The organism is Variovorax sp. CCNWLW235 (assembly GCF_037204085.1).
Taxonomy (GTDB): Bacteria; Pseudomonadota; Gammaproteobacteria; order Burkholderiales; family Burkholderiaceae_C; genus Variovorax.
Genome location: NZ_JBBCBW010000002.1, coordinates 454146 through 469004 on the forward strand (window position 1 = coordinate 454146; position 14859 = coordinate 469004).

The 14859-nt window shown below is 65.8% G+C and carries 14 protein-coding genes; 8 read left to right on the plus strand and 6 right to left on the minus strand.

Features of this window, described 5'->3' with window-relative positions; all coding sequences use genetic code 11:
* The first annotated feature begins 20 nt into the window (after positions 1–20).
* From V9L21_RS04665 to V9L21_RS04690, 6 genes are all read left to right on the plus strand, one after another.
* Entirely contained in the window at positions 21–1034 is a 1014-nt protein-coding gene (locus V9L21_RS04665; protein WP_337309554.1) for an ABC transporter substrate-binding protein, read from the plus strand.
* A 374-nt stretch (positions 1035–1408) separates the two neighbouring features.
* On the plus strand, positions 1409–2230 hold the full coding sequence (locus V9L21_RS04670; protein WP_337309556.1) for an ABC transporter permease: 822 nt from the start codon (positions 1409–1411) through the stop codon (positions 2228–2230).
* A gap of 16 nt (positions 2231–2246) precedes the next feature.
* The gene (locus tag V9L21_RS04675; RefSeq protein WP_337309558.1) at positions 2247–3047 is read left to right on the plus strand and encodes an ABC transporter permease; all 801 of its coding nucleotides are present in this window, start codon (positions 2247–2249) and stop codon (positions 3045–3047) included.
* Complete coding sequence (locus V9L21_RS04680; protein ID WP_337309560.1) at positions 3037–4098, plus strand: ABC transporter ATP-binding protein; 1062 nt, start codon at positions 3037–3039, stop codon at positions 4096–4098. Before V9L21_RS04675 ends, V9L21_RS04680 begins: the two co-directional genes overlap by 11 nt.
* On the plus strand, positions 4095–4955 hold the full coding sequence (locus tag V9L21_RS04685) for a phosphodiesterase (RefSeq protein WP_337309561.1): 861 nt from the start codon (positions 4095–4097) through the stop codon (positions 4953–4955). The genes V9L21_RS04680 and V9L21_RS04685 overlap by 4 nt, the downstream gene beginning before the upstream one ends.
* Before the next feature lie 66 nt (positions 4956–5021).
* Entirely contained in the window at positions 5022–6683 is a 1662-nt protein-coding gene (locus V9L21_RS04690; RefSeq protein WP_337297800.1) for a Na/Pi cotransporter family protein, read from the plus strand.
* 61 nt (positions 6684–6744) lie between these two features.
* Here V9L21_RS04690 and V9L21_RS04695 read toward each other — a convergent pair whose 3' ends face one another.
* Together V9L21_RS04695 and V9L21_RS04700 are read right to left on the minus strand one after the other, a co-directional pair.
* Entirely contained in the window at positions 6745–7155 is a 411-nt protein-coding gene (locus V9L21_RS04695; RefSeq protein ID WP_337309564.1) for a response regulator, read from the minus strand.
* Positions 7156–7286: 131 nt separating this feature from the next.
* Positions 7287–8270, minus strand: a complete 984-nt coding sequence (locus V9L21_RS04700) for a quinone oxidoreductase family protein (RefSeq protein ID WP_337297810.1) — start codon at positions 8268–8270, stop codon at positions 7287–7289.
* A gap of 102 nt (positions 8271–8372) precedes the next feature.
* On the opposite strand from V9L21_RS04700, the gene V9L21_RS04705 reads away from it, so the two are divergent.
* Positions 8373–9281 (plus strand): DMT family transporter, encoded by a 909-nt coding sequence (locus V9L21_RS04705; RefSeq protein ID WP_337309566.1) that lies wholly within the window; start codon positions 8373–8375, stop codon positions 9279–9281.
* Positions 9282–9296: 15 nt separating this feature from the next.
* On the opposite strand, the gene V9L21_RS04710 is transcribed toward V9L21_RS04705, so the two are convergent.
* The 4 genes from V9L21_RS04710 to V9L21_RS04725 are packed head-to-tail and all read right to left on the minus strand — an operon-like array spanning position 9297 to position 13710.
* Complete coding sequence (locus V9L21_RS04710) at positions 9297–10091, minus strand: SDR family oxidoreductase (RefSeq protein WP_337309568.1); 795 nt, start codon at positions 10089–10091, stop codon at positions 9297–9299.
* 26 nt (positions 10092–10117) lie between these two features.
* Positions 10118–11065 (minus strand): DMT family transporter, encoded by a 948-nt coding sequence (locus tag V9L21_RS04715; protein WP_337309570.1) that lies wholly within the window; start codon positions 11063–11065, stop codon positions 10118–10120.
* 21 nt (positions 11066–11086) lie between these two features.
* Positions 11087–12700 carry a gamma-glutamyltransferase family protein gene (locus tag V9L21_RS04720; RefSeq protein ID WP_337309571.1) on the minus strand — a complete coding sequence of 538 codons (1614 nt, stop codon included), beginning with the start codon at positions 12698–12700 and terminating at the stop codon, positions 11087–11089.
* Between the two features lie 32 nt (positions 12701–12732).
* The gene (locus tag V9L21_RS04725; protein ID WP_337309572.1) at positions 12733–13710 is read right to left on the minus strand and encodes a Bug family tripartite tricarboxylate transporter substrate binding protein; all 978 of its coding nucleotides are present in this window, start codon (positions 13708–13710) and stop codon (positions 12733–12735) included.
* A 97-nt stretch (positions 13711–13807) separates the two neighbouring features.
* Between V9L21_RS04725 and V9L21_RS04730 the strand changes: the two genes are divergently transcribed.
* A complete protein-coding gene (locus V9L21_RS04730; protein WP_337309573.1) occupies positions 13808–14734 on the plus strand; it encodes a LysR family transcriptional regulator in 927 nt (308 codons plus the stop codon).
* Positions 14735–14859: the final 125 nt, after the last annotated feature.

A 14859-nucleotide genomic window follows, 5' to 3' on the forward strand; every position in this document is an offset into this window, starting at 1 on the left:
ATCCATCAAGGAGTTCTTTCATGTCTCTCCGCATCTCTCGCATGGCCCGCCTGGGCTTGCTCACCGCCGCGCTCGTTGCCGCCGGCAGTGCCGTGGCACAGACCGCCATTTGCTACAACTGCCCGACCGAGTGGGCCGACTGGGGCACGCAGCTCAAGGCCATCAAGGCCAAGACCGGCATCACCGTGCCGGCCGACAACAAGAACTCGGGCCAGTCGGTCGCGCAGCTCGTCGCCGAGAAGGCCAGCCCCGTGGCCGACGTCACCTACCTGGGCGTGACCTTCGCGGTGCAGGCCCAGAAGGACGGGGTGGTCGAGCCCTACAAGCCCGCAGCGTGGAAAGACATTCCCGACGGCCTGAAGGACCCGGCCGGCAACTGGTTCACCATCCACTCGGGCACGCTCGGTTTTATGGTCAACGTCGATGCGCTCAAGGGCAAGCCGGTTCCCAAGTCATGGGCCGACCTGCTCAAGCCCGAATACAAGGGCCTCATCGGCTACCTCGATCCCGCCTCGGCCTTCGTCGGCTACGTGGGTGCGGTGGCGGTGAACGAAGCACGCGGCGGCACGCTCGACAACTTCGGCCCCGCCATCGACTACTTCAAGGCGCTACAGAAGAACGAACCCATCGTTCCCAAGCAAACCTCTTATGCGCGAGTGCTGTCGGGCGAGATCGCGATCCTGCTCGACTACGACTTCAACGCCTACCGCGCCAAGTACAAGGACAAGGCCAACGTCGCATTCGTCATTCCGAGCGAAGGCACGCTGGCAGTGCCTTACGTGATGAGCCTCGTCGCGAAGGCACCGCATGCCGCCGAAGGCAAGAAGGTGCTCGACTTTGTACTCTCCGACGAAGGCCAGGCCATCTGGGCCAAGGCTTACCTGCGGCCGGTGCGCGCCGGTGCGATGCCGAAGGACGTGGAGGCGCAGTTCCTGCCTGCTAGTGAATACGCTCGCGCGAAGAGCGTGGACTATGCGCGCATGGCTGAGGCGCAGCGGGCGTTCTCCGACCGCTACCTGAAGGATGTGCGCTGAATAGATCCCTCGGATGAAGCCTTGCTTCTTTCTACGTCACGTTGTGCGGTTGATGCTCCGTTCAGGGCGCGCTCCCGCCGACGGGGTACCTTGCTCCGCGAATGTCCCCCGCCCTTCGGGCTCCTCCTTTATTTCGCTGCGCAAGGCACCCCATCGACGTGAGCGTTGGGCAGTGCGGTGGTTGATCGAACGGAACAAGCGCAGCGCCCGGTGTGCACAGGGCATCGGGTGCTCCCCGCAGCGAAATAAAGGAGGAGCCGAAGGCGGGGGACATTCGCGGAGGGGAGTACCCGGTGGCCTTTGCACTCGCCCTGAACAACAGCGCCCAGCACAGCAGCGCCAAGAACAACAACACCGTAAGACAAGCAACTGAGATGAAGCAACCCAACGCCTGGAACCCACGCTGGCGCCTGCTGGCCTGTGCAGCCCCTGCAGCCGTGTTCTTCGCCGCCTTCTGGCTGCTGCCGGTGGTGCGCCTTCTCACGCTGCCCGCGACCAAGGGCTGGTCCACTTACTTCGCTGTGCTCACCGACTCGCGCTACTTGCAGAGCATGGCCAACACTGTGGCGCTTTCGGTGGCCGTGACACTCGCAACGCTGGTGCTCGGCGCAGCCGTGGGCATCTACCTCGCGCGCCATGCCTTCACGGGCAAGCGCATGCTGCTGTCGCTGCTCACGCTGCCTCTCTCTTTTCCGGGCGTGATCATCGGCTTCTTCGTCATTCTGCTCGGCGGACGGCAAGGGCTGGTGGCTGACATCGGCGACAGCCTCTTCGGTGAACGCATCACCTTTGCGTATGGCCTGCTCGGCCTGTTCCTGGCCTACCTGTATTTTTCGCTTCCACGCGCCATTGCCACCTACGCCGCAGCGGCAGAAGCCATGAACGTGCAGCTCGAAGAGGCCGCGCGCTCGCTCGGTGCCTCTCGCCTGCGCGTGGCGCGCGATGTCTGGATGCCTGAGCTTGCCCCCACCACGCTGGCCTGCGGCGCCATTCTTTTCGCCACTTCGATGGGCGCCTTTGGCACCGCCTTCACGCTCGCCAGCAAGTTCGAGGTGATTCCGATCACCATCTACAACGAGTTCACCAACTACGCCAACTTTGCGCTCGCCGCTTCGCTCTCGATTGCGCTGGGTATCGTGACCTGGCTGGTGCTGTTCGTGGCGCGGCGCTTCGGGGCCAACCCGGTCGCGCGCTGAATCGAGGAAAACGCTCATGCGAAAGAACACGCAACCCAAGGCGCCCTTCCTGCTGGCCATCACAGTGCTCGTGAGCATTTTCATGATCGCGCCGATGCTGCTGTCCGTCATGGCCGGCCTGGTCAACAACTACAGCGCGGGCCTGAAGAGCGGCCTCACGCTGCGCTGGCTCGGCGAGGTATGGGAGAACTACGGCGGCACCGTGGGTTGGTCGCTCGCACTGGCGCTGGCCTGCGTGGTCGGCACCGTGCTGCTGGGCGTGCCCTGCGCCTATGCGCTGGCGCGCAGCCGCTCGCGCGCTGCGCACGTCTTCGAGGAACTGCTCACGCTGCCCGTTGCGGTGCCCGGCCTTGCGACCGCGCTGGCGCTCATCCTGGCCTACGGCCAGCTCACGGCCTTCCGCCAGAGCTTCGCCTTCATCCTCGTCGGCCACATGGTGTTCACTCTACCGTTCATGGTGCGCACGGTGAGTTCGGCCTTCCAGCGCGACGACCTGCTCGCGCTCGAGGAAGCCGCCCGTTCGCTGGGCGCGAACTTCCGCCAGCGCTTCATGGGCATTCTGGTGCCGGCCGTGTTCCCCGCCATCGTGGCCGGCAGCCTGATGGTGTTCACGCTCTCGGTGGGCGAATTCAACCTTACCTGGATGCTGCACACGCCGCTCACGCGCACCCTGCCCGTGGGCCTGGCCGACAGCTATGCCTCGATGCGCATCGAGATCGGATCGGCCTACACGCTGGTCTTCTTCGCCGTCATTCTTCCGGTGCTGTGGGGGCTGCAGTACCTTGCCAACCTGATCCAGAAACGCCATGGAACTTGAACGCATTCCTATCGACATCGCCAACTGCGCGAAGACTTATGCAGACGGCACGCGCGGCCTGCTGCCGACCGACCTGCACGTGGAAGCGGGCGAAGTGCTCGCGCTGCTCGGCCCCTCCGGCTGCGGCAAGACCACGCTGCTCCGGCTCATTGCAGGACTCGAGGCGCCCGACGAAGGCAGCCGCATCGTGTTCGGCGGACAGGACGTGACGCAGCGGCCGGTGGAGCATCGCGGCGTGGGCATGGTGTTTCAAAGCTATGCGCTCTTTCCGCAGATGACCGTAGCCGCCAACATCGGCTACGGCCTTCGCATTCGCGGCGTGGCGCCCGAAGAAGAAAAGCGCGCCGTGGGCGAGCTGGTCGACCTGACGCGGCTCGGCGGGCTTGAAAACAAGCGCCCCGCCGAGCTTTCGGGCGGCCAGCGCCAACGCGTGGCGCTGGCGCGCGCGGTTGCCGTGCGCCCGCGCGTGCTGCTGCTCGACGAACCGCTGGCCGCGCTCGACGCCAAGCTCAAGGAGTCGCTGCGCGACGAGCTCGCCGAACTGCTGCGCCGCCTGCACATCACGGCCATCCACGTCACTCACGACCAGCAGGAGGCGCTGGCCATTGCCGACCGCCTGGCGGTTATGAGCGCGGGCCGCATCGTGCAGGTCGGTCGCGGCGAAGAGTTGTACCGCGCGCCGTCCCACCCTTTCGTGGCGGAGTTCCTGGGCCGGGTGAATCGGCTCACGCGCGAGCCCGACGCCATTGCGCAAGGCGTTGTCCGACTCGGCGGAAGCACGCTGCCTTGCCCACCTGCCTGGCGCGACCATGCGATGCTCCTGGTGCGACCCGAAGACGTGGAAGTGAGCGCGCCCCGGCCCGACTGGGGGCTTGCCGCCGTCGAACGCCGCACCTTTCTCGGCGACCGTGTGCAGTTGCACCTGCGCATGCAGGACCAATCCTTGCTGGTGGCCGACGTAGGCCGCGACACGCCTTTCGGCCCGGGTGATCCGGTCGGCCTTCGCATCCAAACCGATCGCCTGATGACGTCGCAGGAAACCAGCGCATGACCACAGCAACCACACAAGACACCACTTTCCTGGCGCAGTTGACGGACCTGCACATCCGTGAGCCCGGCCGGCTGGCATACGGCCGCATCGACACCGCGCCCTACCTGGAGCGCGCAGTGCAGTCGGTGCTGCGGCTGCCGCAGCTGCCCGACGCGGTGGTGATCACCGGGGACCTGAGCGACTTCGGCCGCGCGGCCGAATACGAGCACCTGGCGCGCCTTCTGGGGCCGCTGACCATGCCGGTGTACCTGATGCCCGGCAACCATGATGACCGCGACCAGCTGCGCCGCAGCTTTCCGGGCCACGGCTACCTGGCGGCGGGCGTGGGCTCCGCCGGCTTCGTCCAATACTCGGTGCGCGTGGGCGCGCTGCGCCTGCTGACGCTCGACACCTGCGTGCCGGGCGAGAGCCATGGCGCCCTCTGCAACGAACGGCTGGCCTGGCTGGAGCAACAGCTCGACGCTTGCCGGGGCGAGCCCGTGGTCATTGCCATGCATCACCCGCCCTTCCAGACGCTGATCGGCCACATGGACGAGATCGGCCTGCTTCAGGGTGCCGAGGCGCTGGAAGCACTGGTCGCGCGGCACCCCAATGTCGAACGCGTGATCTGCGGCCACCTGCACCGCGCCATCGACGCGCGCTTCGGCGGCACCATTGCATCCATTTCGCCCGCACCGGCCCACCAAGTCTGCCTGGACCTGGCGCCCGATGCGGCCTCTGCATGGACCCTGGAGCCGCCGGGATTCCGGGTTCACGCCTGGTCTGCGCGCAGCAGGCGGCTGGTCACCCATCTGGCGGCTTCCGGCACATTCGAGGGCCCTTTTCCTTTCCATGACAACGGAGCACTGATCGATTGAGCCCATAGTGTGGAAAATGGGGCTGAAGAAAACGAACCAAAACGAAAAGGATAGAAACCGGCACCCATGAAGCATCTTCTGAACCTGCTCGCCGCCGTCGCACTGCTGGTGTGGGGCACGCACCTCGTTCGAACGGGCGTGCTGCGCGTGTTCGGGGCCAACCTGCGCAAGATCCTGGTGCAGAGCATGCGCAACCGCTTCACCGCCGCACTCTCGGGCATCGGTGTAACCGCGCTGGTGCAGTCGAGCACGGCCACGTCGCTGATGACTTCGTCCTTCGTGGGGCAGGGCCTGGTCACGCTGCCTGCGGCGCTGGCTGTGATGCGCGGGGCGGACGTCGGCACGGCGCTCATCTCGGTGCTGTTCTCGGCAGACCTTTCGTGGCTCTCGCCGATGTTCATCTTCGTGGGCGTGGTGCTGTTCATTTCACGCTCCGCCAGCGTGGCGGGCCGCGTGGGCCGGGTGCTCATCGGCCTGGGGCTGATGCTGCTGGCGCTGCAGCTGGTGGTGGAAGCCACCGAGCCGCTCTTCTCGGCCCCGGCCGTGCGGGCGCTGCTGGCCTCGCTCAGCAGCGACGTGCTGCTCGAAATCACCATTGGCGCCGCGCTCGCCATCGTGGCATATTCCAGCCTGGCCGTGGTGCTGCTGGTGGCGGCCATGGCAAGCTCCAACGTGGTTCCGCTGGACGTGGCGCTCGGGCTGGTGCTCGGCGCCAACCTCGGCAGCGGCTTGCTGGCGGTGCTGACCACCGCCAAGTCGGCCATACCGGTGCGGCAGGTCACGGTGGGCAACCTGCTGTTCAAGGCGCTCGGCGTGGCGATCGTCGCGCCCTTCGTCGGGCTCTGGCTGCGCTACGTGCAGCCGCAAGTGCCCAACGCGACCCACGGCGTGGTGCTGTTTCACCTGGCGTTCAACGTGATCATCAGCGTGGGCTTCATCGGCCTCACGCAGTGGGTGGCAACGCTGGTCACCAAGATGCTGCCGGTGCCGCAGCAGCCGGCCACTTCCACGCGGCCGCATCACCTCGACCCCTCGGCGCTTTCAACGCCTTCGCTGGCCATTTCGAATGCGGCGCGCGAGGCGCTGCACCAGGCCGACATCGTCGAGACCATGCTCATCGGCACGCTCGACGTGATCCGCCACAACGACCTGCGCCTGTCTCAGGAGCTGCGGCAGCTCGACGACACGGTGGACGAGCTTTACTCGGCCATCAAGTACTACATGACGCGCATCTCGCGCGAGGCGCTGGGCGAAGAAGAGAGCCGGCGATGGACCGACATCATCAGCTTCACCATCAACATGGAGCAGATCGGGGACATCATCGAGCGCGTGATCATCGACATCGAAGACAAGAAGATCAAGCCGCAGCGCAACTTCTCCGCCGCCGGCATGGCGGAAATCGTGGAACTGCACGGCCGGCTGGTGGCCAACCTGCGGCTGAGCATGAGCGTGTTTTTGAACGGCAATGTGCGCGACGCGCAAAAGCTGCTGGAAGAAAAAGCCCGCTTCCGCGACCTTGAACGGGCCTATGCCACCACCCACCTCGATCGCCTGTCCGACCGCACCACGCTGAGCATCGAGACCAGTTCGCTGCACATCGACCTGATCAGCGACCTGAAGCGCATCAACTCGCACATCTGCTCCATCGCCTACCCGATCCTCGAGTCGGCGGGCGCCTTGGCACCGAGCCGGTTGCGTGAATCGCGGCTGGGAAAGATCGAGGGCTGAGTCGCTTACGCGGAGGGCGCGGCCTGCAGGCCTGCGGATGCAGCAGGCGGCAAGGTGAGCGTCAGTGCGCCGCCGAGAGCGGCGAACGCATGAACTGCTCCTGCCGGCGGCGCAGGCAGAAGTCGATCAGGTCGTCGATCTCCGTAGCTTTATCGAACACCGCATCGGCGCCGAGCTGTGTGCACTTGCGGCGCATTTCGGGGGTGAGATGGTTGCTGAGCACCACCATCTTCTGCGCCGGCTCGCGGTTGCGGCAGGCCTCGAGCACGCTGAAGCCGGTGCCGTCCTTCAGGAACAGGTCGACGATGGCGAGGTCCCATTGCGCGAGGTTGCTCGTCAGCCAACGGGTGCCCTCACGCTCCGATTCCGCTTGGCCCACGGGGTCGACCCTGGCCACTTCGCGCAAGGTGCCCAACAGGTTTTCGCGGATGGTGGGGTTGTCCTCGACAACAAAGGTTCTAACGGTGTCCATGGCGGCGGCGTTTCTCAAGCTTTGTAGCAGGCTACAAATTGCGCCCTGTACAAGACGAAGGCATGACACCCCATCGCGGGTAGGACAAGGCTGGCCCGTCGCCGGGCCGGCCGTGGCCCACTACCAGCGCATCAGAGCGTGAGGATCGTGCAGCCGGTGGTCTTGCGCGCTTCGAGGTCGCGGTGCGCCTGCTGCACGTCGGCCAATGCATAGCGCTGGTCGATCGGGATCTTGACCGCGCCGCTCTGCACCACCGCGAACAGGTCGTCTGCCATGGCCTGCGTGCTCTCACGCGTGGAAATGTGCGTGAACAGCGTCGGACGCGTGACGTAGAGCGAACCCTTCGATGCCAGCGTGCCCAGGCTGATCGGTGGCACGGGGCCCGAGCCGTTGCCGAATATCGCCAACAGGCCGAACGGGCGCAGGCATTCGATCGAGGCCTCCCAGGTGTCCTTGCCGACCGAGTCGTACACCACCTTCACGCCCTTGCCGCCGGTGATCTCCTTCACGCGGGCCGCGAAGTTCTCGGTGCTGTAGTTGATGGCATGCGCCGCGCCATGCTCGAGCGCGAGCTTGCACTTGGCGTCGCTGCCGGCCGTGCCGATCAGCTGCAGCCCCAGCGCCTTGGCCCATTGGCATGCGATCAGTCCGACCCCGCCGGCCGCGGCGTGAAACAGCACGAAGTCGCCCGGCTGCAAACCTTCCGCCGGCAGCGTCTTCTTCAGCAGGTACTGCGCCGTGAGGCCCTTGAGCATCATGGCCGCGCCGGTTTCGAACGAAATGGCATCGGGTAACTTGCAGACGCACTTGGCCGGCATTACACGCAGTTCGCTGTAGGCGCCGGGCGGCTGACTCGCGTAAGCGGCGCGGTCGCCCGCCTTGAGGTGCGTGACGCCCTCGCCCACCGCCTCGACCACGCCCGAGGCTTCCATGCCCAGCTGCAAAGGCATCTGGAAAGGGTAGAGGCCGCTGCGCTGATAGGTGTCGATGAAGTTCAGGCCCACGGCCTTGTGACGGATGCGGATTTCGCCCGGGCCGGGCTCGCCGACCTCCACGTCGACGATCTTCAGTTCTTCGGGGCCACCATGGCGGTCGATACGGACGGCTTTGCTCATCATCTTTGCGGTCTCCAGGCATGCGGAAAAAGAAGACGCGCATCGTGCCACGTTTGGCCTTTTAGCGGCGGCAGAGGGCAATGCCCGGTAGAGTCGGCGGCCATGCAGATTCAGCAGCGCCTCACGCCTTCGACCGTCTTCCTGCTCACCGTGCCGCCGCTGCTGTGGGCCGGCAATGCGGTGGTCGGCCGCATGGTGCGCGACCTGGTATCGCCGCTCACGCTGAACTTCGTGCGCTGGGTCATCGCCTTCGTGCTGTTGCTGCCGCTTGCATGGCCCGTGCTGCGCCCCGGCAGCCCGATGTGGACGCACTGGAAGCGCTACGCGGTGCTGGGGCTGCTCGGCATCGGCTGCTACAACGCGTTCCAGTATTTAGCGCTGCAGACCTCCACGCCCATCAACGTCACGCTGGTGGGTTCCAGCCTGCCACTGTGGATGCTCGCGACCGGCGCTGTTTTCTTCGGCGCCCGCGTCAGCGGGCGCGAGATCGGCGGCTCGCTGCTCTCGATGCTGGGCGTGCTGCTGGTGCTGAGCCGCGGCGAATGGCGGCAGCTGCTTGGGCTGCGGCTGGTGCCGGGCGACCTGTACATGATCCTGGGCACCATCGCGTGGGCGTTCTACAGCTGGATACTGGCCCGCACGCGGGAGCCGCAAACCGTGCGGCAAGACTGGGCCGCGTTTCTCATGGCGCAGATGGTGTTCGGTCTTGCGTGGTCGGGCGCGTTCGCGGCCGGCGAGTGGACGCTGGCAGACGCGCGCATCGTGCCGGGCTGGCCCCTTTTCGCTGCCCTGGCCTTCATCGGCATCGGCCCCGCCGTACTGGCCTACCGCTGCTGGGGCAGCGGCGTGCAGCATGCTGGGCCGCAGGCGGCGAGCTTCTTCATGAACCTCACGCCGCTGTTCGCCGCGCTGTTGTCTGCCGCGTTCCTGGGTGAACCACCGCAGTGGTACCACGGCGCGGCATTCTTGCTGATCGTGGGCGGCATCGTGGTCTCATCGTCTAAACGTTGAGACCATGGGGCGGGCTCAATAAGTGCCCGGGTAGGCGCCGCCGTCGGCCAGCACGTTCTGCCCGGTCACGTAGCCGGCCTGGATGCTGCACAGAAAAGCGCAGATGGCGCCGAACTCGGCCGGCGTGCCGAAGCGCTTGGCCGGGATGTTCTTCTTGCGGGCTTCCCACACGGTGTCGAAGTCCTGGCCGGTCTTCTGGGCCGTACCGGCCATCGTGCCCTTGAGGCGATCGGTATCGAAGGAGCCGGGCAGCAGATTGTTGATGGTCACGCCCTGCGCCGCAATGGCCGTGCGCGCCACACCCGCCACAAAGCCCGTGAGGCCGCTGCGCGCGCCGTTCGAAAGGCCCAGGATGTCGATGGGCGACTTCACAGAGCTTGAAGTGATGTTGACGATGCGCCCGAAGCCGCGCTTGGCCATGCCGTCGACCGTGGCCTTGATGAGCTCGATGGGCGTCAGCATGTTGGCGTCGACCGCCTTGATCCAGGCCTCGCGGTCCCAGTTGCGGAAATCGCCGGGGGGCGGGCCGCCTGCATTGGTCACCACGATGTCGAAATCGTGGCCGAGCGCGAACACGGCGGCGCGGCCGGCCTCGGTGGTGATGTCCGCCGCCACGTGCTTGACGAAGGGTGCCGGCGAGCCGGCTGCCGCCGCAGCCAGCTTTGCAGCGGCTGCTTCGAGCGCCTCGGCTCCGCGCGCCACGATCACCACGTTCACGCCCTCGCGCACCAGCGCTTCGGCGCAGCCGTAGCCAAGTCCCTTGCTCGCACCGCACACCAGTGCGGTCTTGCCTGCAATGCCCAGATCCATGTTTTTTCTCCTGTACTGCAGGGGCGCTAGCGCCCCGTGCGTGTGAAAACGAAGATGCCCGCAATCACGAGCACCGTGCCGGCCGCGATCCACGCGGTGAACGGCTCGCCAAGTATGACCACCCCCATGAGGATGGTCGAAAGAGGCCCGATCATGCCGGTTTGCGCGGCCATGGCCGGACCGATGCGCTCAATGGCCATCATGACCATCAGGACAGGCACGGCCGTGCAAAGCGTGGCGTTCAGCACCGACAGCCAGATGACCTCGGGAGCGACCTGCATCGCAACGCTCATGGGCCGCGTGAGCACGAACTGCAAGATGCACAGCACGCACGCCACGGTGGTGGCCAGGCCCACGAGCCGCAGCGACCCGAGCCGCTTGACGAACTCACCGCTGTAGACGAGGTAGCCCGCATAACTCACCGCGCTCAGGAACACCAGAAAGGCGCCCCAGGCCGCCGCCCCGCCACCCTTTCCTCCGCCGCCGGTCCAGAGCTCGTGCCCGAACACGAGCAACACGCCGGCATAGCTCACGATCATGCCCAGCACCTGCGGCCGGGTTGCGCGCCGCCGGTACAGCAGCCAGCCGAACAGCAGCACCAGCGTGGGGTTGAGATAGAGAATCAGCCGCTCGAAGCTGGCCGAGATGTATGCGAGCCCCGCAAAGTCGAGAAAGCTCGCGAGGTAATAGCCAGAGAAGCCAAGCCCGATCACCCCAAGCCAATCGCGAGACGTGAGCGCAGGCTTGCCGCGCCCCGCCCACCACGCCATGACAGCAAAGAGGGGCAGCGCGAACAGCATGCGCAGCATGATCAGCGTGATGGCATCCACGCCATGCCGGTAGGCCAACTTGACGATGATGGCCTTGCCGCTGAACGCGATGGCGCCCAGCGAAGCGAGGATGAGGCCGGGCGCAATGCTCTTTGCGCCGCCATGTGCGGAGGGAATGCCGGTCTGTACGGCGGACTTGGTCATCCCTCGATCATCGCGCGGTCTTCAATAGCCTGCAGCCACGCCATCGCGGCGCGGATCGCTGGCGGCCACGTAGCCTTCGACCGACGGATCGCCCGCGCGCCAGATGAACTGGCCGGCACCGAAGTCCTGGTACGAGTCGTTGATTACATCAAGCTGGTGGCCGAGATCGCGCAGGCCCTGCACCGTGTTCGGATTCATCGCGGCCTCGACGTTGATCTCGAGCCCCGCGTTGAAGCGCCAGCGCGGCGCATCGCAAGCGGCCTGCGGGTTCTGCTTGTAGTCGAGCATGCGCACCAGCGTTTGCATGTGGCCTTGGGGCTGCATGTTGCCGCCCATCACGCCGAAGCTCATCACCGGTTGGCCGTCCTTGGTAAGGAAGGCCGGAATGATCGTGTGGAAGGGCCGCTTGCCCGGCGCGACGACGTTCGGGCTTTCGGCCTTCAGGCTGAAGCCGTGGCCGCGGTTCTGCAGGCTGATGCCGAACTCCGGCTCCACGCAACCCGAGCCGAAGCCCATGTAGTTGCTCTGGATGAAGCTCACCATCATGCCGCTCTCGTCAGCAGCCGTGAGGTAGATGGTGCCGCCCTTCACGGGATTGCCGGCCTTGAAGTCCTGCGCCTTTTTCACGTCGATGAGTCTCGCACGCGATGCCAGGTAGGCGTCATCGAGCATTTGCGCGGGGGTCACCGTCATCGACGATGGCTCCGACACGTAGCGGTACACGTCGGCAAAGGCCAGCTTCATGGCCTCGATCTGCAAATGCTGCGAAGCGACCGAGTCGACCGGCAGCGAAGCGATGTCGAACTTTTCGAGAATGCCGAGCGCGATCAGCGCCGCAATGCCTTGGCCGTTGGGCGGTATCTCGTGCAGCGTGTGGCCGCGGTAGTCGCGCGAAATGGGTTTGACCCATTCGGGCTGGTAAGCCGACAGGTCGGCCACGGTGAGCGAGCCACCCTGCTCTTTCGAAAACTTGGCAAGCGCCTCGGCGATTTCGCCGTTGTAGTAGGCCTCGCCCTTGGTGCGGGCAATGGCCTTGAGCGCGCGCGCGGCGGCCGGAAAACGAAACAGCTCGCCGATCTCGGGTGCGCGGCCCCAGGGCAGAAAGGCTTGCGCAAAGCCGGGTTGCGACTCGAGCAGCGAGGTGGCTGCGAGCCACTTGCCTTGCACCACTGGCGGCACGAGATAGCCGCGCTCGGCAATGTCGATGGCCGGGGCCATCAGGTCGGCGAAGGGCAGCTTGCCGAAGCGGTCGCTCAGCGCCACCCAGCTGCGCACGGCGCCCGGCACCGTGACCGAGTCGATGCCGCGCATGGGCGGCGTTGCGGCATCGGCGCCGTACTTGGCCTTGAAGTACTCGGGCGTCCAAACCTTGGGCGCGGGACCCGAGCCGTTCAGGCCATGCAGTTCCTTGCCGTCCCACAGGATGCAGAACGCGTCGCTGCCGAGGCCGTTGCTCACCGGCTCGACCAGCGTCATCACGGCCGCCGTGGCAATGGCCGCATCGACGGCGTTGCCGCCCTGCTGGAGCATGCGCAGCCCGGCTTGCGATGCCAGCGGGTGCGAGGTCGACACCACGTTGCGCGCGAAGATCGGAATGCGGGTGGAGAGATAGGGGTTGCTGAAATCGAAGTTCATATCGGTTTGTCTCGTCGTGATTTGTCTCGTCATCAGTCGTTGGTGATCTTGCGTTCGACCACGATCTTTTTCCACTTGGCGGCATCGGTGGCCACCATCTTCGCGAACTGCTCGGGCGTTCCGGCATTGGCGGGTTCGATGCCCAGGCGAGAAAGCTTGTCCTTCACCTCGGGGTCGGCCAGCGCCTCATTGGCCGCCTTGTTGACGCGCGCCACGATGTCCGCCGGCAGGCCCTTCGGTCCATAGAAGCCGAACCAGGTGTTCGACTCGTAGCCCGGCAGCGTGTCGGCAATGGGCGGCAGCTCCGGCGCCAGCGGGCTGCGCTTGAGCGTGGTGACGCCGAGCGCACGCAGGCGCCCGTCGCGCACATGAGGCATGCCGGTGGGGAGCGAGTCGAACAGCACGTCGATCTTGCCGCTGATCAGGTCGGGAATGGCAAGCGCCGTGCCCTTGTAGGGAATGTGCGTGACGAACACGCCGGCCTGCGCCTTGAAGAGTTCCGCCGTGAGCTGCACGATGGTGCCGTTGCCGCTGGAGGCGTAGTTGAGCTTGCCGGGGTTCTTCTTTGCATGGTCGATCCATTCGCGCACCGTCTTCGCGGGCGAATTGACCGGCACCAGCATGATGCTGGGCGCGTCGCCCACGTGCGCGATGGGCGAAAAATCGCGCACCGTGTCGTAGGGCAGCTTGCTGGTAATGGCCGGGCCGATCGAATGCGTGCTGGTGGTGGCCAGCAGCAGCGTGTAGCCGTCGGCCGGTGCCTTGGCGACCAGGTCGGAACCGATGGCACCGCCAGCGCCGGGCTTGTTGTCGATGATCAGCGTGGCGCCGAGCTTGTCGCCCATCTTCTGCCCGAGCGTGCGAGCAAAGAGATCGGTGGCGCCGCCCGCGGGAAACGGCACGACGAGCCGCACCGGCTTGTTGGGATAGCCCTGTGCGAAGCTGGCTGTGCTTGATGCAGCCAGGCAGAGCGCTGCGGCAACCCCCTGAAGGAACTGGATTCGTTTCATGGTGCTGGATTCTGGCCCGGTGGAGAAACCCTGCATGCTATGCAGCCGCCGCGCATCAAGCCAGATAATCCACCTTATTCAACTATGAACATGGTTTATGGCAAAGAACGCCACCGAAGAAGTCTCGCTGCAGCAGTTGCGGGCGCTGGCGGCAGTAGCCGAAACGGGCAGCTTTACGCTGGCCGCGGAAACCCTGCAGCTGACCCAGCCCGCGATCAGCCACCTGATCAAGCGCATGGAAGAAGAGATCGGTCAGCCGCTGGTGGTGCGCGGCCGCCGCATCCAGCTGACGAGCGCGGGCCAGGTGATGGTCGAGACGGCCGTGCGCGCGCTGCGGCTCATCGATGAGTCGGTAGACGCCTGCCGTTCGCAGTCGCAGTTGCGCGAAGGCCGCGTGGTGCTGGCTGTGGGCCACCTCACGGCCGGTGCCCTGCTGCCGCCGATGCTCGGCCGCTTTTCGCAGAAGCACCCCACGCTGGCCACCACGCTGCTCGACAGCACCGCCGAGCAGATGATTTCGCGCCTGCTCTCGCAGGAAGCCGACCTGGGCTTTGGCTCGGACATCGGGCAGAAGCACTCGGAGCTGGCCACCGAGCCGCTGTTCACGGAGCGTATGGCTCTTTTCGTGCGCGAAGATCATCCGCTGGCGCAGCGCGTGGTGGTCGACGCCAGGCACCTGGAGGCGCTGCCGTTCATCCACGTGAATCCCGACGCCAATGTGTGGCGCTCGGTCAGCCGCCAGTTGTCGAGCGTGGCGAATGTGTACCCGCAGGTGGCGCACCACGTATCGATGTTGTCGACCGCCTTCGGCCTGATCCAGGCAGGCGCCGGAGTGGCGCTGTTGCCGCGGTACGTGGAGGTGCTGATGCCCGGCAACCTGCGTGCGGTGGCGGTCACGCGGCCCACGCTCGAATACCCGGTGGTCGCGGTGCGACTGGCCAAGCACCCGCTCAGCCCTGCCGCGCTCGCCTTCTTGGCCATGGCTCGGCAGCACATGAAACCACCGAGGGCCGGCAAGCCGTAGGTTTTGTTAGTTCGTGTCGTGGCGCGATCAGCGTCGACGTTCAGGGTCCGCACCCGCCGACGGGGTACCTTTCTCCGCGAATGTCCCCCGGCCTGCGGCCTCCTCCTTTATTTCGCTGCGCAAGG